The organism is Candidatus Paceibacterota bacterium (assembly GCA_041660505.1).
Taxonomy (GTDB): domain Bacteria; phylum Patescibacteriota; class Minisyncoccia; order Phycocordibacterales; family JACRKE01; genus JBAZWG01.
In genome coordinates this window covers 261,747-280,448 of the sequence record JBAZWG010000001.1, presented here as the reverse complement: position 1 = coordinate 280,448, position 18,702 = coordinate 261,747, and the positions used below count along the sequence as shown (strand labels likewise).

At 44.8% G+C, this 18,702-nt stretch carries 18 protein-coding genes; 12 read left to right on the top strand and 6 right to left on the bottom strand.

The annotated features are described in order from the left end of the window. Positions 1-11: 11 nt before the first annotated feature. Genes WC764_01545 through WC764_01525 form a run of 5 tightly spaced genes read left to right on the top strand, consistent with a single transcriptional unit; the run spans position 12 to position 6,494 of the window. Positions 12-2,204 carry a glycosyltransferase gene (locus WC764_01545; protein MFA6006392.1) on the top strand — a complete coding sequence of 731 codons (2,193 nt, stop codon included), beginning with the start codon at positions 12-14 and terminating at the stop codon, positions 2,202-2,204. Then, positions 2,201-3,211, top strand: a complete 1,011-nt coding sequence (locus WC764_01540) for an NAD-dependent epimerase/dehydratase family protein (GenBank protein ID MFA6006391.1) — start codon at positions 2,201-2,203, stop codon at positions 3,209-3,211. Before WC764_01545 ends, WC764_01540 begins: the two co-directional genes overlap by 4 nt. Beyond that, complete coding sequence (locus tag WC764_01535) at positions 3,201-3,944, top strand: class I SAM-dependent methyltransferase (GenBank protein MFA6006390.1); 744 nt, start codon at positions 3,201-3,203, stop codon at positions 3,942-3,944. Before WC764_01540 ends, WC764_01535 begins: the two co-directional genes overlap by 11 nt. Further along, complete coding sequence (locus WC764_01530; protein MFA6006389.1) at positions 3,944-4,639, top strand: class I SAM-dependent methyltransferase; 696 nt, start codon at positions 3,944-3,946, stop codon at positions 4,637-4,639. The genes WC764_01535 and WC764_01530 overlap by 1 nt, the downstream gene beginning before the upstream one ends. Positions 4,640-4,691: 52 nt before the next feature. Next, positions 4,692-6,494, top strand: a complete 1,803-nt coding sequence (locus WC764_01525; GenBank protein MFA6006388.1) for a hypothetical protein — start codon at positions 4,692-4,694, stop codon at positions 6,492-6,494. On the opposite strand, the gene WC764_01520 is transcribed toward WC764_01525, so the two are convergent. After that, positions 6,442-7,758, bottom strand: a complete 1,317-nt coding sequence (locus tag WC764_01520) for a glycosyltransferase family 39 protein (protein MFA6006387.1) — start codon at positions 7,756-7,758, stop codon at positions 6,442-6,444. The genes WC764_01525 and WC764_01520 overlap by 53 nt on opposite strands. Before the next feature lie 43 nt (positions 7,759-7,801). Between WC764_01520 and WC764_01515 the strand changes: the two genes are divergently transcribed. The 5 genes from WC764_01515 (at position 7,802) to WC764_01495 (ending at position 12,469) form a co-directional block, all read left to right on the top strand. Further along, positions 7,802-8,641, top strand: a complete 840-nt coding sequence (locus WC764_01515) for a class I SAM-dependent methyltransferase (GenBank protein MFA6006386.1) — start codon at positions 7,802-7,804, stop codon at positions 8,639-8,641. 98 nt (positions 8,642-8,739) lie between these two features. Beyond that, positions 8,740-9,882, top strand: coding sequence for a glycosyltransferase family 1 protein (locus WC764_01510; GenBank protein ID MFA6006385.1), 1,143 nt, complete (start codon positions 8,740-8,742; stop codon positions 9,880-9,882). A 9-nt stretch (positions 9,883-9,891) separates the two neighbouring features. Continuing rightward, the gene (locus tag WC764_01505) at positions 9,892-10,692 is read left to right on the top strand and encodes a methyltransferase domain-containing protein (protein MFA6006384.1); all 801 of its coding nucleotides are present in this window, start codon (positions 9,892-9,894) and stop codon (positions 10,690-10,692) included. Positions 10,693-10,775: 83 nt separating this feature from the next. Then, a complete protein-coding gene (locus WC764_01500) occupies positions 10,776-11,726 on the top strand; it encodes a PfkB family carbohydrate kinase (protein ID MFA6006383.1) in 951 nt (316 codons plus the stop codon). Between the two features lie 14 nt (positions 11,727-11,740). Continuing rightward, positions 11,741-12,469, top strand: a complete 729-nt coding sequence (locus WC764_01495; GenBank protein MFA6006382.1) for a transaldolase family protein — start codon at positions 11,741-11,743, stop codon at positions 12,467-12,469. A gap of 6 nt (positions 12,470-12,475) precedes the next feature. On the opposite strand, the gene WC764_01490 is transcribed toward WC764_01495, so the two are convergent. From WC764_01490 to WC764_01480, 3 genes are read right to left on the bottom strand one after another with little or no spacing between them, the layout of a single operon-like run. Continuing rightward, positions 12,476-13,072 (bottom strand): hypothetical protein, encoded by a 597-nt coding sequence (locus tag WC764_01490; GenBank protein ID MFA6006381.1) that lies wholly within the window; start codon positions 13,070-13,072, stop codon positions 12,476-12,478. Further along, entirely contained in the window at positions 13,053-13,760 is a 708-nt protein-coding gene (locus WC764_01485) for an HAD family phosphatase (protein ID MFA6006380.1), read from the bottom strand. Before WC764_01485 ends, WC764_01490 begins: the two co-directional genes overlap by 20 nt. Positions 13,761-13,786: 26 nt before the next feature. Further along, a complete protein-coding gene (locus WC764_01480) occupies positions 13,787-14,341 on the bottom strand; it encodes an SIS domain-containing protein (protein ID MFA6006379.1) in 555 nt (184 codons plus the stop codon). A gap of 237 nt (positions 14,342-14,578) precedes the next feature. On the opposite strand from WC764_01480, the gene WC764_01475 reads away from it, so the two are divergent. Continuing rightward, positions 14,579-15,589, top strand: coding sequence for a glycosyltransferase family 9 protein (locus WC764_01475; GenBank protein ID MFA6006378.1), 1,011 nt, complete (start codon positions 14,579-14,581; stop codon positions 15,587-15,589). Here the strand turns inward: WC764_01475 and WC764_01470 are convergent. Beyond that, positions 15,578-16,816, bottom strand: a complete 1,239-nt coding sequence (locus WC764_01470) for an oligosaccharide flippase family protein (protein MFA6006377.1) — start codon at positions 16,814-16,816, stop codon at positions 15,578-15,580. The two genes, WC764_01475 and WC764_01470, sit on opposite strands and share 12 nt — an antisense overlap. A 48-nt stretch (positions 16,817-16,864) precedes the next feature. On the opposite strand from WC764_01470, the gene WC764_01465 reads away from it, so the two are divergent. After that, entirely contained in the window at positions 16,865-17,656 is a 792-nt protein-coding gene (locus WC764_01465) for a hypothetical protein (protein ID MFA6006376.1), read from the top strand. On the opposite strand, the gene WC764_01460 is transcribed toward WC764_01465, so the two are convergent. After that, positions 17,622-18,671, bottom strand: coding sequence for an NAD-dependent epimerase/dehydratase family protein (locus WC764_01460; protein MFA6006375.1), 1,050 nt, complete (start codon positions 18,669-18,671; stop codon positions 17,622-17,624). The genes WC764_01465 and WC764_01460 overlap by 35 nt on opposite strands. Between the last annotated feature and the right edge of the window lie 31 nt (positions 18,672-18,702).

Genomic DNA, 18,702 nt, shown 5'->3' with positions numbered 1-18,702 from the left:
GCGTTACCTTAATGAAAAGCACACGAGAACTAAGCGTCATTGTTCCTTGCTTTAATGAAGCGGGCAATATTCCCGAGCTCTGCGATCGTCTTTTGAAGGTCTTCGAAAAACTTAACATCTCGAGCGAGCTTATCCTTGTTGATGATGGAAGCCGCGATGATACCGCGAGGATTATACGAGAAAAAGAACTCCAGTTCCCCAACAAAATACGAGGTGTTTTTCACGCCACGAATCGAGGAATCGAAACTGCATGGAAAGAGGGAGTTCGAGCAGCTACGGGGAACTTAGTGTGCATTATTGACGGAGATCTGCAAAATTTACCCGAGGACATTATTCGGTTATATCGTGACTACACACAATCAAATGTCGACCTCGTACAAGGATGGAGAAGTAGCATAGGCCGACAAAAGGGGACACGGTATTTGTTGAGTATTGCACTGAATAAAATTCTCAATGTACTGTTCGGCATGAGATCTCGAGACAATAAATCAGGGTTTATCCTTACTCGTCGAGAAGTCTTCCTTGATGTCTTGCAGCACCGTTTTTCCTATTTTTATTTTCAGTCGCTGATTACTGTTGCCGCACATGCAAAGGGATATTCGATCCGTGAAGTTGAGACGTTGTTTGATAAACGACTCGTGGGACAATCTTTTTTGCGTTCCTTCCCTCTGTTGGTGGTCGCAAAAGCTTTGGCTGACATTGGCAAAGCTTTTTTTGAGTATCGGATTCGATTTAATTCGATCACGCTACTCGAGAGGTTCTCGGACGAAAACAATGTACTCGATAAGTCTGTTCCATGGTCAACAGCTCGCAAAATATATTTTTACGTATATGGTTTGCTCATGCCGATTCACCACTGGATGATCACTCGGGAAGCGATACGATACTTTTGGATTTTACGAAAAACGCAATGGTTGCCTCCCGAAAAAATAAAAAAGCTTCAATTCAAAAAACTCAAGATACTGCTCGATCACTCCTATCGCCACGTCGCTTATTATCATGATCTTTTTGAAAAACTCGGAATAACCCCTGACGATATAACCTGCCTCGATGATTTGCGGAAATTGCCATTTCTCGACAAGCAAACGGTACGTGAGAATCTGTATTTCGATTTGTTTTCAGATAACCATGACAAGAAAAACATCTACAGGATTTCAACCAGTGGCTCGACGGGCCAGCCATTCATTTGTTATGCAGACCGAACGCAGTTAGAGATCCGCTGGGCAGCAACGTTGCGAAGTCAAGAATGGACAGGGTACCGGTTTGGAGATCGTTGTCTGCGATTGTGGCACCAAACAATCGGTATGAATACAAGTCAGATTGTCCGGGAGTTTATTGACGCTTTCATGACCCGCAGAAAATTTATTCCGGCATACCGCATGAAGCGTGAAAATTTGCCGGCAATCGTTCGACTGATCGCCCAGAGCAAGGCATCACTTATCGATGGGTATGCCGAATCATTCAACATGCTCGCCCAGTATGTGCGCGATAACCCACTTACGCAGATTAGGCCGAAGGGTATTATTTCTTCTGCTCAGTCTCTGCCTCCCCAGAGCCGCACAACCGTAGAACAGGTATTTATGACAAAAGTATTTGACAAATATGGGGCAAGAGAATTTAGCGGCATCGCATATGAATGTAACGCGCACCGCGGACACCATATCATGGCGGAACAGTATATTGTTGAAATCATCAAGGACGGTAAACCCGCAAAACCCGGCGAGGTCGGGGAAGTTGTGATTACCGACCTCAACAACTTTTGCATGCCCTTTATTCGATATCGTATCGGCGATTTAGCAACTGCAACAGACGAAGTTTGTAGCTGTGGACGCGGTCTGCCGCTCATGGGAGAAATTCATGGCAGAACCCAGGCTATTATCATCGGCACTCGAAAACAGTATGTACCCGGCTCCTTTTTTCTGCACCTCTTTAAGGAATTTGACTACGGTATCAGACAATTTCAAGTTGAACAACGTGAGTTCGGCACCATTATATTGAGAATTATCAAAGGACCACGATACACGGACGATTTGCTCACAGAAATTTTTAAAATCTTACAAGATTATCTGGGGCCAGATTTGAAAATTGAAGTTCAGTTTCTGGAAGCATTTCCGCTTGGTCGAACCGGAAAGTTTCAACCAAGCCTTTCGTCACTCAACCTAGATTTCCAAGTAATCAAAGATGGGTTAAGACACAATCCATGACCACGCAGAACGGGTATCCAATTGCTGACAAGACTATTCTCCTGACTGGAGGGTGCGGATTTATTGGCGGGCACATGGCTGAGGCACTATTGAGGAGAGGTGCGCGAAAGGTCGTAATCATCGACAGTCTTGAGTATGGAAAAGAAAGCAATATTACAGTTTCGCCGCAAGTTACAACAAAAGTCCCCGTCATCGAATTTTCACTCGGATACGCCGATTCGTCAGTATTGCGGGATATTTTTAAAAAGCATAAGATCGATTATTTGATCCACCTTGCGGCCGAGAAGCATAATCAATCAAAAAAGACTCCTCAGAAAATTTTTTTAGTGAATATTCTTGGCACGCAAGAACTGTTCGAGATTGCCGCCCAAGAAGGTGTTCAAAAAATTATTTTCGCTTCTTCGCTCTATGCGTACGGAAGACGTCATAAGCCAAAGTATCAAGAGGAAGAGACGCCGCTTCCCGACACGGTATATGGAATATCTAAGCTCGCCGGCGAGCATCTGCTGGGTTATATTGCAGCAAAGTACGGTACTTCCTGGATTGCGCTTCGCTATCACTTCGTGTATGGTCCGCGCCAATATGCGGGTTCCGGTTATAAATCGGTCATACTAAAGAATTTCCAACGAATTCTTGAACACCAGCCGCCCCTGATCTGCGGCGACGGCAAGCAGGCACTTGATTATATATATATTACGGATGCTGTTGAAGCGACGTTGCGCGCATTGGAGCGGAACATTGATAGCGAGATAGTGAATGTTTCGTCCGGTTCTGCAACGAGTATTATAAAGCTCACTGACAGTATGCTCAAGGTGGCAAGATCTCCACTGGTTCCTGTACATGTGGCGAAGGACGAAACCCACGGGACTTTTCGGGTCGGTAACAATTCAAAAATGAAAAGGCTGCTTTCCTTCAAGCCCACCGTATCCTTACAGGAAGGTCTCAGCGAGACATTTGCGTGGATTAAAAAATCTCAGGATTCAAAGAACACAACCCATGAAGATTAGCCACTATCAGACCTTATACACCTACGAGCTTGAACACTGGTGGTACCGGGTTAGAAGAGAAATCGTAGTTCAACTTATCAGAAAGCACTCGGTTAATTCAGACAGGCGTACTATCTTAGATATCGGCTGTGGCACGGGAGCATTACTGCAGGCGTTAGAACCTTTCGGAAGCGTGATTGGTGTCGATCCATCTGAACAAGCAATAAATTTTTGTAAAAAAAGGGGCATAAAAAATCTTTTCCTTGAGTCTTGTGCACACCTTTCGTTTTCTGATAATACGTTCGACGTGGTGCTTGCTCTTGATGTCCTCGAGCATATTGATGACGTACATCAGGCATTGCAAGAATTACTTCGAGTGACTAAACAGGGAGGCACTGTGATCATATTTGTCCCTGCCTTCGAGTTTCTTTGGAGTGTGACCGATGTATTGAGTGAACACAAACGTCGATACACAAAAAACAAACTGTTGAAAGATCTGCGCGATGCAGGATTCGATATTGTGCGCACAAGCTACTTCAATTTTTTCTTATTCCCCCCCATTTTTCTCGTGAGAATGATTTCTCGACTTCCAGTATTTGCCATGAAAAACGAGAATATATTCACTAGAAACATATGGAACAGATTTTTGTATCTGGTATTTCACGCAGAAGGAAAACTCCTCCACTATACGAACTATCCATTTGGGGTGTCTATCATGTGTGTGGCAAGAAAGAAATCTGCTAACGTACTATAATGTCAATATTTAGAGAACACTTCAAAAAATGGCCAAGATTTTACTACTTTTTTGCGGTTGTTTTCGGCCCCCTCCTTCTGCGTGGACTGAGTCCAAAACGTTTTCTATGTGAGTATACAGTACGCGGAACGATTATAAACCTTGGTTCTGGACCGAAGATTATTGCTCCCGGAGTCACCAATATGGATATTGCTCAATATCCGGGAGTAGATATTATCGGAGATGCTTCCGACATGCCCCTCGCAAGTGCCACAGTGGACGCGATTATCAGTGATACAGTTTTTGAACATCTTAGAACGCCAGGGAAAGCAATTCAAGAAGTATATCGCGTGTTAAAACCGAACGGGCTTGTATATATAACCGTACCATTCATCTATCCGTTCCACTCGTCGCCGTCAGACTTTACCCGATGGACGAAGTTGGGGTTGATCGAACTACTCAGTGGTTTCGAAATTCTAGAGATCGGTGTACGCGCAGGTCCTTTTTCCTCACTCACTGTAATTATCTGTTACCTGGTGGCAACGATATTTTCGGTCGGCAATGATACGTTGTACTGGTTCCTATTGGATATATCCATGATCCTTTTCTTTCCGGTAAAACTTTTGGACTTCATTTTCTCATACTGGCCAAAATCCATTGACATGGCTGCGGTTGTTTATTGCGTCGCAAAAAAGCCGCCCGTAGCTAAAAAATAACTCATCCATGTTCCACCGTTTACGTCAGATTTTTGTACGCCATTATTGGGTAATGATAATTGCGCTGCTCGTCGGCAGTACCTTTGGTGCCCCGCAAGTCATTTCTCAGGCTGCGCTCGGAGCTGGTTATCATTCTGTGCCCTACCTTCTTGCAGACGCCGAAGGCGAGTATATGACGAGGATGCAAGAAATCATTGACGGGCATCCTACCGCAGGATCTGCATTTTTCCACGAGTACAAAGACATCGCTTCTTTTGTGCCACCTTCGGGAGAGTTCTTGTTTTACGTGGTGCCGCACTACCTCACCGGACAATCATTAGTAAGCATCATTCTGATTGCAAGATTTGTTTTTCCGGCAATTCTTTTTCTTCTGGTATACACGTTAATCTACGCATTGGCAGTCATAAAAAGCAACAGAGCAAAACTGTCCGCAATTGCTGGTGCACTGTTTGTTGTTGTCTCGTATCATGTAATCGATTATGCAAGTTTCTTTGCTTTTCTAAAAAATGGTGTCCACGAATACTATGCCTCACAATGGGGAAGGTTGGTTAATCCAATAACAGGCGGCATATTCCTGTTTTTATTTTTAAACATCGTTGTTGCACTAATCTCTACCGTTCGAAAAAGCCGGCGTACGGCTATCATCGGCGGGCTTGTTCTTGGGGTTATGTCCGGGTATTTCTTTTCTTTTTTCTTGGCAGTCGTTGTTACGCTCCTGTACTTTGCCTGGTATATGAGCCAAAAAGAATGGGGAACCGTATATATACTGATTGGGATATCATGTATCGGCGCTTTGGTAAACAGTTTGTATGTTATTGCGGTGCTTATGACCGCAACACATGCGACTGTTCCAAACAGCTTGTATAAGCAGGGGCTTTTTTCTACGCATCTACCAATCATTAATATGCTCTGCATACTGATTTTGTGTATCGGAGGCGCTGTGTTTGTGTGGTACCGCAAAACGACACCCTCCGAGAGAGTCCCGCTTTGGTGGGTTTTTGTATTTGTGATGATCGGGTCTTCTATGCTAGTGTACACACAACAACTTCTAACCGGATTTACTATTTGGCCGTCACATTTTGCCCAATACACCGTCCCCCTTATGTTCGTGGTGTTCACGGTGCTTGTTGAAAATTTTATCCGAACCAAAATTTCTTTCTTGTGGAAGTTGTATATTGTAGTTGTTATCGGCATCTCGCTCGCGTTCGTGTATCGCACCATCGCAAGCGTACCCTTCGGTATGGATACCTATGCAGAGCTGCAATCGTATGGAAAGGTGTTTATGTGGCTAAACACGCGAGTTGGCCCACATGATCGGGGTTGCGTCGTCTACGTTGCGAGCAATCCTGAAAGCGAGCTTAATCGTTTTGTGACCGCACTAACCCCGTGCGATGTATACCATTCGATAGACGTTTTCTCAGGAGTTCCCGACAGTAGAGTTATGTATAATTACTTACTCGATCTTCATCTGAGAAAAATAAAACATTCCAATCTCCCTGAATACTTGCAAATAAATATGCACTCACTATACTCGACGTTCTTTCGTGATTGGGTAGATATATTTTGCTGCGGAGCTCCGGGCTGGCTCGGAAAGATTCGAAGTGATGCTGATATCCAACGCTATTTTGATGGTGTGAAAAACAGTATCATCGCACAATATACCGCGTTTGAAAGCGGGGACCTGTACGCGCAACTTACTAAGTATCAGATAACGTATCTGGTTGTTGACCCTACGCAACAAGATCTGCGGATTTATATGCGGTTGCCATTCCTCAAATACGAAGCGACCCTGGGCAGATTCGTCATGTATTCTGTTCAGTCAGCGCAAAATGTACCCACTGCCACAAGCCAATAGCGCCAACCAGCAGGTAGAGTGCGTGTAAGGGAGTATTCATTCGCGGTATCGCGTCAAAGAGAGACAGCATAACAATGTGGTAGGCAATAATCAAAAGCGTCAAGGATTCTAGCGTAAACATCAAGAGCGAGTAGCGGTGACGGTATTGGTAAAAACCATACAAACCTAGGAAGAATAGACCGTATATGAATACGTACACGGCAACGCGGAAGTATCGATTCATGTAACTGGAGTAATCATGTTCGACGTAGACCAATTTCATCGCTTCTATCACGTTTCCAAAAAAATAGTGACCTATATGTGTCCGGATTGTCGCAAGATCGGTATTTCGGATCTGGTCTTTTAGTGGACGCGTGGTTGCTCGTTGTAAATATTCTTTGTCAACAAGGCCTTTTACGTCGTATGTATCCAGTATCACGGATGCGGTGCCCCCTTCGACACTACGTATCAACCAAGCCTTTGTATATTGGAGCATCTCCGTATAACTCAACATTGAACGTACTGCGCGCTCGTGAATCGCAATCTCTTGTCTTCCTTCTGTTATCGCCACACGGCCGGTTTGCTGATATACGATTAGCGTCCAAGACAGAATCGGAACACAGAAAAATAGTAAGACCATCGCTAGCTGCCACAGTGCCTTGGTGATGTGTCGACGATACAGTATCAAGAAAAATACGGAAAAGAAAAAAGGGAAAAAGAGCATCTGTACGCGGGTAAGCGCTGTCAGGGCAAATACTAGACCGCACACAACCTGATTTCGTCGCGAGCCCGGCTCGGCCACAAATAGGACCATACAGTAAAGACAGAAAATAAGCATGCCAGCAAAGAAGAGCTCAGTCATATATTCTGCTGCATAATAGCCATAGTAGGGCAACATAACAATGCCCAGTGCAATGACGATCCCTAAATGTTTCTCGTCCGCCCGTAAGAATAAGATGTAGGCAATATATCCAATAATGGATAGAATGCCGGTTTGAACCATAATAATTGCGCGACCATTTCCCTGGCCGAAGAGAAGATAGATTAAGGCAAGAAAAGCGGGATAGATCGGCTCTCGAACACTATTGAAACCCTCTCCACTGATGTTGTAACCATTGCCTGAAGAGATGTTTATTGCATATTGATGATAGCCCAACTGATCCTTTTGCAAATTTGCTGGACCATTATTCCAAACAGTATTGTGTGGAATACCAAAAATCAAAACGTTAACGATGGACAATCCCAACAGGTATACATAAAGGTATTTGGCCAGGTGTTTCCACATAATGAACCGTATGATACAATAAAAATCTCTAAATAGCCATAAGATGAAAAATACTAATTTTTGCATACAGTGCAACCTTAAGGGGAAACCCCTCATTGCAAATAACATACAACTTCTACGTTGCTCAGGTTGCAATCTATTTTGGATAGCCGACTCGTTGTTGGGCGAAGATTATTATGAAAACATAGATCCTCAGTTAAGCAAGGGAAAGACTAATTCTAGAATCTCTAATACGGTAGACCGAATAGAAACAATAAAAAGATACGTTACCTTAGATAACTTATGCGATATCGGATGTGGCGAAGGCATCTTCCTTGAAACATTAAGAGATATGGGCTACAAAAACTTGATTGGTATAGAACCAGGCAGTATCGCTCAAGAATATGCGAAGAAACACAGTTTAGATATTAGACAAGTAACTATCGGAGATTGTGGACATATACTAGAACAAAACTGTATCAATACTGTCACCATGTTCCACGTTGTTGAACATTTAACTGAACCAATACGTGCCCTTGAGGTCGTTTTCAAATATATGAAAACCGGGGCAAGACTTGTCATTGAAACGCCAGATATGAGCAGCTATTTGCTTAAGAAGGTTCAGTATGAACACGAACCAGTATATTCTGAGCATGTATATCTTTTTGATTCAAATAACATCGAAATGATTCTTAAGAAGGTAGGATTTAAAATCATAAAAAAGGGAAAAAGAGATTTTGACCCAAAAAATCTAACGATACGTGGTTCTTTAGAAAGACTCGGGGTAGTTAAACCAAAAAAGTTTCAAAAAACAGCCTGCGTATTTCCTGCATCCATCGTAACCACTGGCCCTAAGTATTCGGGGGGGGCAGTATCAAGAACATGCTTTTTCAGCCACTTTTAGCTTCGGCAGTCGAGTTCTTTGGAAGAGGTAACTATCTTTGGATAATTGTAGAAAAATGATGATTCTAATTCAGTTAAATACCAAAGCGATTTTTTAATATGAGAATCGGAATAGACTATATCAGTGCTCTTTCTCACGGTGGTAATGCTACGTACTCACGTGAATTATGCCGTTGGCTGCCCCGTGTTGCCTCGGGTGAAGAATTCATTTTTTTTGATTATGTTCACGACTGGCTTCAGGGAAGGCCTCGCGAAAGATTTCCTCGTGTAGTCTACGTGCCTGCGATACTCTCCGCGTTCGGTAGAAAAGAGCTCATCGGCGTCAGTGATCGAGTCTCCTGTTTTCTTGAGCAAAGGTCAGTGCGAAAACAGAATATCGATGTTTTCCATTTTACTAATCCGTTACAATACCGCGATTTGCATTGCGCCACAGTGGTAACCATTCACGATTTGGCTCCGTACCACGATTCATCATGGGCAAAGGCGAGGTCGCAAACATTGCTCGACAATAAACTTGCTGCGATGATCAAAAACTGCCGTAAGTTTATTGCGGTATCCGAATTCACAAAACGAGATTTGGTTCAATATACCAATCTTGCACCCGAAAAAATCAGTGTTATCTATGAAGCCGCCAACTCGGACTTTTATCCGGATGCCGACCGTGTGCATGTCGAGCGGGTGTATGGATTAACAAATTTCATTCTTTGCGTCGGACAGCTTCAGCCAAGGAAGAACACACTAGGACTCATCGAAGCATACGCAGGGTTACCAGCAAGTCTTCGTAAAAATTTCTCCCTTGTGTTTGTCGGCCAATATCGCGAGCGTGAATATAAAGAGAAGGTCGAGGCGCTCATTAAAAAGTTACGAGTGAATGACCACATCGTGTTTTTGGGAGGCATGAAACAGGCAGAGATGCGCAAGCTGTATTCCTGTGCATACATATCTACGTTTCCCTCTCTATTTGAGGGCTTCGGGTTGCCGGTGGTCGAATCAATCGCGTGTGGAACACCGGTAATCGTCTCTAACACGTCATCTTTGCCAGAGGTTGCAGGAACTTCTTGCCTACTCGTAGACCCGCATAACGTGAGTCAAATCAGTGCGACACTTGAACGCGTGCTGTTGGATCAGACACTGTATCAAAACCTTAAGAATAACATCAGCCAAGATGCCGGTCGATTTAGCTGGAAAAAAACAGCGGAAGAAACGTTGCAGACGTACGATAGCATCCTTAGCGACCACTAGATACTATTCATGAACAATGCTATTGAAAAGGAGCTGCGCTTTCGGATGTCCCAGACGGTCTTTGGGCACGATGGCGGAGAAGCCGATATCGAAACTTTTTTTCGCAATACCTATACCCGAGGAAGTTCCAAGCGCACCCGCTATGAAAGATTGATTGACGCACATCTAGCGTGTTCCCTAGAACGAATCCTTGAGATTGGCGCGGGGGCCGGGGATTTCAGCATATTTTGCAAAAAAAAGTATCCGCAACACGAATATTATGTGAGCGAGCTTTCTCAACCCTTATTGACCAGAAATATTGTGAAAGCCGCCAAATTTTTTGATACGAGTCTCGCGGGAATGCATACGCACTCTTTTCCGGCTGAAAAAATACCTTTCCCGAATGAATTTTTTGACCAAATATACATACGTGCTGCCGTACACCACTTTGATGATCCGCACCAGGCATTCCGAGAAATACATCGATCGTTAAAACGAGGCGGGATTGTTCTTTTTATCAACGATCCCGTCGTTCTAAATATTCCGCTATATAAGCAGTTTACGAAACTTTTTTTCTGTAGAAAAGAACGGGCACGCGGTGAAAATGAGAACATCTATACACTCGGGGAATATTTTTCGTTCGGCGCGTCCTTCGCTAGCCGCCGCTTCTCCGTCGACGAGTTTTATAAGGAAGACTTTCGGAGCGGTGTTCAAAAATGGCATGGACCAAAGAAATACATCGGCATCTTCGTCTCACGCACGAGTTGGTTGCTAGACAGGTATCTGATCTATCGCTGGCGTGCCGCGGGTATTTTCGAATTCACGAAGTAAGAACTGCATGTTCGAAAAGGAATCGACGTGCCCTTGCAACACGCTAATTCCTATGGTAATATCACCCAGATAGTTTCCTGGCCGTGAACGTAAACATTATACAATCATTTGCTCAAAAAAAGGTTCTACTCGTCGGCGATGTGATTTTGGATGTGTATATTCAGGGCAAATCAGCCGGCCAAGCTCTCGGTGTTTCTGTTCCCCGGATTGAAGAGGTTCATACCTCCGTCGCGTTTGGAGGTAACGGTTTGGTTGCAAATAACATTCTTGAATTGGGAGGAATTCTCTATTTTGTTTCTATTGTGGGCGCAGACGGTGATGCAAAACTCTATAATTCCCTGCGCCACAAGAGATTGCATAAGTTTTTCTTCACTGACAAGAGTCGTCGTACAACCGTAAAAAAGAGATTGTTTGTTGACGGCAAGCGGCTACTGCATTTAAATAGCGCCGATAACCACACTATTGACGGAAAACTTGAGAACAAAATTATTGCACAGGTAGAGTCTCTTGTCGATAAAGTAGATGTCGTGGTGATTATGGACCCGCAACACGGGCTGCTTACCCGAAAATTGATTAAAAAACTCCTTGACTTGAGTAAAAAATTTCAAAAACCGCTCTATATTGACGCTCAAATAGCGCACCGCAAAAGCAATCACCACTTGTATGCGGGTGCTCATACTATGCTACTGAACGAGAACGAAGCCAAAGCAGTGTATCCCTCGTTTAACCCGCTCGAACCCGAGAAGTCTATCAAGCGCATACAACAGAAGCTGCACTTACAAAATGTAATTGTAAAACTGGGCGAAAATGGATCGATTGCTCTAATCAGCGATACGTTTATAAAAACCGCCCCACGTCGGGTGGATGCCGTTGATCCTGTCGGTGCCGGAGACGCCTTCCTCGCAGCCGTCTGTCTGGGTGACCGAAATAATCCAAAAGACACTCTTGAGGTGGCGAATATCTGGGCGGCACTTTCTACAACGATTCCAGGCACGACCCCCCCTAAGAAAAAAGCTTTACTTACGATAGTGTAAATAATATAAGTTCCATGAAAATATTCATTGACTCAGCAGACATCGCAGAAATTGAAAAATATGTATCGTGGGGTGTTTGTGACGGGGTAACGACCAACCCGACAATTTTTTTGAAGGCCGGTGTTACCGGCGGAGAGAAGGGAATGAAGCAGAGGGCGATTGAGATTGCGAAGCTCATCGCACCGATGTCCTACAGTGTTGAAGTTACAACCGATGTTCCAAAGGAAATATTGAAACAGGCAAGAGAATTTGCGCGCCTGGCAAAAAACATAGCGGTAAAAGTTACGATTACCGATCGAAACGGCACCTCATTGCTACCTGTGATTAAAACGCTTGTGGCTGAGGGTATTGTCGTGAATGTAACCGCGATGACAACCTTTAATCAAACAATTTTGGCAGCCAAGGCGATTGCTTCTGGGCATATGAGCAGGGCCACGACGAGGGGGCCAAGCTTCATCAGCCTTTTTGCGGGGAGAATTTCCGAGGAACAGGGTGTCGAAAGAGCGTTTGAGGTTATACGCGATGTAAGAAATTGGCTTGATTTTCATCAGTACAAGGATATAGAAATAATCGTGGGGTCGGTGAGGAGCCCGGAAAATGTCGAGTATTGGTCGCGAGCCGGGGCGCATATCCTCACGATCCCTCCCGAAGTTATTGCGAAGTTATTGCAGAGCGCTCGGACAAAAGAAACGGTCTTACAGTTTCTTAACGACAGCAGGAAGTCTCTTGAGTCGCTGGGCTAGGGTGTGTCAGTTAAGTATGAACTGCAGTGCGCGCGCGACCATGTCTTCGGGCGTAGATTGGGATATTTGGAGAAGTTTGTGATGTGCTGTGTCCCGATATGTGTGTTGGACGCGTGCGACACTGTTTAGAAAGCTACGCAAAATCTTTGGTTCCGAGAAGTCCGTCATGTCTGAAAAATCATCCTCTTTTTTACGGTGCGCCCTCCGCGTGACTTCTTCCAGGGAAGGAGATTGAAGAACAATGAATTTTAAGGAGGTTTCAAGCTCATTTGAGACTTTCAGAATATCTAGGAACATCTGTTTGCGGCGATGGTCCATGACGACGATCGGGACTCCCCCCGCCGATAGAATTAAGGGGACAATAAGTGCGCAGATGATGCGAGCTACAATATCCCGATAGTGAAGACTTTCTTTGGAATCTGGGAGGCCTGTTTTTTTGCCGAAGATCTTTGTTCGAACCTCGTCCATATCAATAAGTACGGCGCGCATGCCACGCTTGGTAAGTTCTATTCGCAACCCCTTACCAAGCGTGGTCTTACCTGCACGCTTTGCACCATCGATGTGAATCTGCAACGGTCTTTTTTTATTTTTCTTCGTAAGCATGTTTGCGTAAGGCGTGCAATATCCCTGAGGCGCTTTTTTCCCCGCCCGCCGGCACCACAAAATTTGCCACAGAAAAATCCTGTCCTTCGGTGAGGTGAGTTGGCAGCGCAATCACGATGATTCTCGCATTGCTCGCCGCTATTACCCCACTATGAGTGTCTTCAAACGCCAGACAATCCCTCGGGTCAAGTCGTGCACGTTCCAAGGCATAGCGGTACATATCTGGAGCCGGCTTTCTGCGCATTCCTTGTTTATCCTGATACGAAACGGTTAACTCAAAGAACTGGTTGATACCCGCGATCTTCAAATTTTCTTCTATGTCCGAACGAGTCGCGGAAGACACTGCAATGTGTCGAACCAGAGGAAACGTCGATACAAAATCTCTAAGCAGCCTTACGTTTTCTGAAATTACGGGAATTCCACAGTGACGTAATTCTTCAAATTTTTGTCTGCGAAGCCATCGGAGGTTGTCAAGGTCTCCTCGTATGTTTCGTATCTCGGCTATTGTCTGTATATTTTCCGACGAGCCTCGACCGATACACGGTCGGTATTCCTGTACGTCAAGTGGGGAGACCTGTTCGTGTTCCATGAGCCATTGCCATGCCTCAAAATGCAGTGTTTCGGTGTCAACGAATATTCCCTCGATATCCCAAAGTATTGCCTTGGGCAAAAAAGTGGTTTCAGGCATACGCATGAGTAGGCAACACTCAGAATTTATTCCTCGAAGAGTCCGGCGAAAAAATGTACGAGCATTAGGTGAACTTCTTGAATATGGGCGGTCACCTCTGAAGGGACTACAACAGGGATGGTACATATTTCTTTTGCTCGTCCCCCTCCTTTACCAAGAAGACAAATTGAAACCATACCAAGTTTGTTTGCGGTCTTGAGCGCCTCAACCAAGTTTGGTGAATTTCCTCCCGCTGAAAGGATCATAAAAATATCCCCGGTTTGCCCCAACCCTTCAAGCTGCCTTGAGAAGATATAATCAAAGCTTGTGTCGTTTGCCCAAGCGGTTAATAGGGAAGTATCAGTCGTGAGTGCCACGGCAGGGAAAGCTCGTCGCATTGATTTGTATTTTCCGAGAAGTTCTGCGGATAAATGCTGTGCCTCAGCCGCCCCACCGCCGTTTCCTGCAATATATATACGCTTTCCTGCCGCCAAGGATTCTCGGAGCTGTTTCCCGGCCATTTCGACACTTGTGACAAATTCTTGATTTCCAAGTGCGGCCTTTTGAACAGCAATTGATTCTTCCAAATACTCCTGTATCATGATGTGTGTTTAACCCTTTTTTTGTAATGAGATTAATGATATCATCGACCCTGTATAATCACAAGTAATTGGCTACCCGACTAATCTTCCAAGAACATGAAACGTTTGCAGGTAATTTTTGAGAACTCGAGATTGATTGCTCGGTGTTTTTTGCACTATCTATTTAGGGGGAAGGCGAATGGTCACTTGACGGACCCTCGATCTGGCATCATCATTCAGCGCGGACAATTCGGAGACATGATTGTGACAACGGCGATGTTCCGGGCGGTAAAAAGATCATACCCCCGTTGCCGACTCACCGTTATTGGAAATGCAATCAATCGAAGAGTGCTGGAAGGCAACCCTGATGTAGACGAATATATTGTTTGGGAAGATGTACCGCACATAATCGAAAAGCTGAAAAATAACACCTACGATTTTGGCTGCGTTACTGTCGTTAATTTTCACTCGCTTGCCGCGCTCTACCTTGCGGGAATAAAAACTATTGTTGCCCCAGTGATTCGTGATGGATGGAGCCCATATGAAACGCGACCCTATAAAATAATCCGTAATTTTGTCATTCCGAAAGACCATCATATGCGCCAGTACGTTCCCCGAGAATATTTACGCCTGCTCGAGCCGATAGGTATCTATACCGAAGATACAAAAAAATACATCTATTGGACTCCGACTGCCGAGCGGAAAGCAAAAGAGATAGTTTCAAGTCCCCGTCGTCAGTATGCCCTGCGAATCGGCATAATGTCTGGCGCGGGCAATACGGTCAAACAGTGGGAACCGAAAAAGTTTTCCCAAGTAGCTGATTACCTCGTCGAACAGTATAACGCGCATATCTTCAGTATTGGTAGCGAGCTTAACCGAAAAGAAAATGATGAAATGATCGCGCACATGCGCCATTCTGATTGCGTTACCGATACGCTGGGGACGTCGGTCGATGAAGTTAAGGCGCTGGTCAGTTTAATGGATCTAACGGTAAGCGTCGATACCGGCCCTATTTTTATCGCCGAAGCCTCGGGGGTTCCCACCATCGATATTACGGGAGCGATCGATGTGCACGAAATGGCACCACGGGGCGAGTATCATCTCGTCGTTCCCGCGAAAGACGGAGAGCCGCAAATTTGGACGATGAATGCCACGGTCTATGATCACGTCGAAGCTCGTCGCCAGATCGACAGCATTAGTGTCCAAATGGTTGTAGAGGCAGTAGATATACTGATTGCCAAAATCGAAAAAAAACGCTTACATGCGTAAGGCAAAATAGGTATTTAACCCACCACCAAAGAATCGTACAATGACTCTTGATACAATGAGCCCGATAAGCCCCCAGTGCACGATAAAGACAAACATGGTCACCAATTGCGCCACAGACGTGGCGAGACTCACATAGTATTGCTCGCGTATTTTTCCATGGGCGGACAAAAAAATACTTGCGGGAATAAAACTCAATGAAACAAGAGAAAGAGCGAAGACGCGAGAGTACCAGATGGCGTCTACATATTGAGGAAACAGTATTGTGTAAAAATAAGGTGCAAGGAACCAATAGATGACCGTGATTCCGGTGAAGCAGATACCGAGCACCAGAAATTTATGCAGCATATTATTTTTCACATCTGATTCCTTGCGCTTGGCAAATTTTGAGAATAGCAGGACGTCGATACTGCCTAACGGACCTTTGATCTGTTCAGGAATTGCTTGTGCATAGGAATAGATAGCCAAATCCACGGCACCCAGGTAATGGAAAACGAGTAGGTTGTCCAGATTGGCGACAAAGGAAGAGAGAATCGCAATAAAGGAGAGGTGTTTGCCGTACAGAAGCATATCGGGATCAGTATTCGTATTATGAAGCTCATTATGTGTGACTTCCCGATAAAAAAAATAATTTACCAAGAACCACGGCACAAATGCGGCTACGATGATGAGGAGCAGATTGTGCGTCGTGTACATGATTACGAGCACCGAAAAAAAATAAAATGACTGACCAAGAATATATCGCATCGTGCCATCCTTAATAAGCGCTCGTCCGGAAAATATTGCTCCGTAGAGTCCGTACAGATCGCTGAAACCAGAAAAGATAAATACGAGAGCGATACCGACCGCGAAGACCGTGTTTCCCTGTATGAGGTAATAACCGGCGATAACAAACCCCACGAAAATATACAAGACACACCAACGCAGTTTACTCCGTACTGCCCGCGCAAAATCTCCGTCAAACCCCCGTGCGATAGACCTCTGGAGTGCGGTTGCCATCCCGGGCAACAGTAAGAATCCGAAGAGTGAAGGATAAGAGATTAAGAATTTATACGTGCCATAGGTTTCCTTGGAAATGAAGCGTGAAAAAGCTATTGCAAGCACAAGCGCAGTACCGGATGCTACCACTTGTCCGATAACTGGCCAGATGGCGTTCTTCGTCAGAAAAACCATATCGGTCTTTGTAAACCTCTCGATCCAGCGAAGCGCCCGTATAACAGCAGGTTTCATTTTACGTACTATACCATAACTCGCATTGCTGTGGTATAGTTTCTTTTTATGGTTACAACAGATTATCCCTGTGCAATTATTATTGCCTCCTCGGATGGCTATAGTGACGCGTGGGAGGCTTTTTTTACCTTGTTTTTCAAGTACTGGCCCGATTGCCCCTATCCGCTCTATCTTATCTCGAGTAAGAAAGTCTATCCCGATTCGCGCGTGCATACAATTACCTCAGAGCAATACGGTGACGTACCGGCAGAGTGGGGCAAGCGCATCGGTGCTGCGGTGCGTTCTGTCCCTGGAGATCTTTTTATCTATATGCAGGAGGACTACTTTCTAATGGCGCCTGTCGATACAACACGTATCGAGCTGCTCGTAAAAAACTTTCGATTACTCAATGCAGTATATATAAAGTTGCATCCGTCACCGGCGCCAAAGAAAATAATTGACCAAGAAATGAGACTGGGTGAACTCATAAGGGGAAGTGACTATAGCATTTCGCTACAGACGTGCATCTGGGATAAAAAGACTTTTCTGGATTTACTTACGGCAGACATCACTCCCTGGAAATTTGAGTTTGAGGGCAGTAAAAAAACAGCTCAATACAGCAAAAAATTACTTTCGGTGATGCAACACGATTCACCACTGCCATACTTCGCAACGGCCATCAAGCGGGGACGTTGGTATTACGACGCAGTAAAGCTGTGTGAAAGAGAGGGGATACGACTTGATCTCACGATTCGTCCGGTTGAGCCATATGCGGCATATCTACGCAGACAAATATTTGAGTTGCCCTATATTGGTACCTCTCTGTCTAGGATATATAGACGTTGCACAGCTCTCGCATAATCGCGTCAATGTCGTAGGTGAACTTCCACTTCGGGAAGTCTTTTTCGAACTTTGATACGTCAGAAATATACCATTGATGGTCGCCTATACGTGGTGTGTCGACGTACGTGTACGATAACTTTTTCTTCAAGATTCTTTCTGCTTTATCGATTGCCTCAAGCATTGAGACGTTTGAATGACGCGCACCGCCGGCATTGTACACCTCGCCGCATTTCGGATTATGATGATACTGCCAAAACATATTCACCAAATCGTAGGCGTGAACGTTATCACGCACCTGTTTACCCTTATAGCCGAATATTATATATGGTTTGCCAGTCGCAACGCAGGCAACCAGATAGGCGAGGAAGCCGTGGAGTTGTGCCGCGCTGTGTGCCGGGCCGGTAATACAGCCGCCACGGAAAATTCCCGTATGTAGACCAAAGTATCTGCCATATTCTTGGACCAGTAAATCTGCGGCAGCCTTTGATGCACCGAATAGGCTATGTTTGGTTTGGTCAATGCTCATCGTCTCATCAATGCCGTTTTTGAATTTGTGTTTTGAGTTAATCTCATAGCGCAACCTCTTTTCGACAAGCGGTAGGTAGTTGGGTGTGTCACCATAAACCTTGTTTGTTGAGGTGAAGATAAAAGTTGCTACGGGACAGTATTTTCTATAATTTTCTAAAAGTACCAGCGTGCCGGTTGCATTGACACTAAAGTCGGTGAACGGCTCTTTGGCCGCCCAGTCGTGCGATGGTTGTGCCGCGGTGTGAATAACAAGAGAGAATTTATGTTTTTTGAAAATCTTTGCTACTGCTTCATTATCTCTGATATCGATGTTATGATGCACGTACTTTTTCTTGAATGCTTCTTTGAGCCGGTCGTTATTTTTTGCCGTACTTGCGCCGGCACCAAAAAAGTACTGGCGCATATTGTTGTCGATCCCGACCACGTCAAAACCTTTATCGACTAAAAATCGGACAGATTCTGAACCAACCAGTCCTGCGGAGCCTGTAACAAGTGCGGAACTCATATGGCCAAAAGATTATCATAGGATATACAAA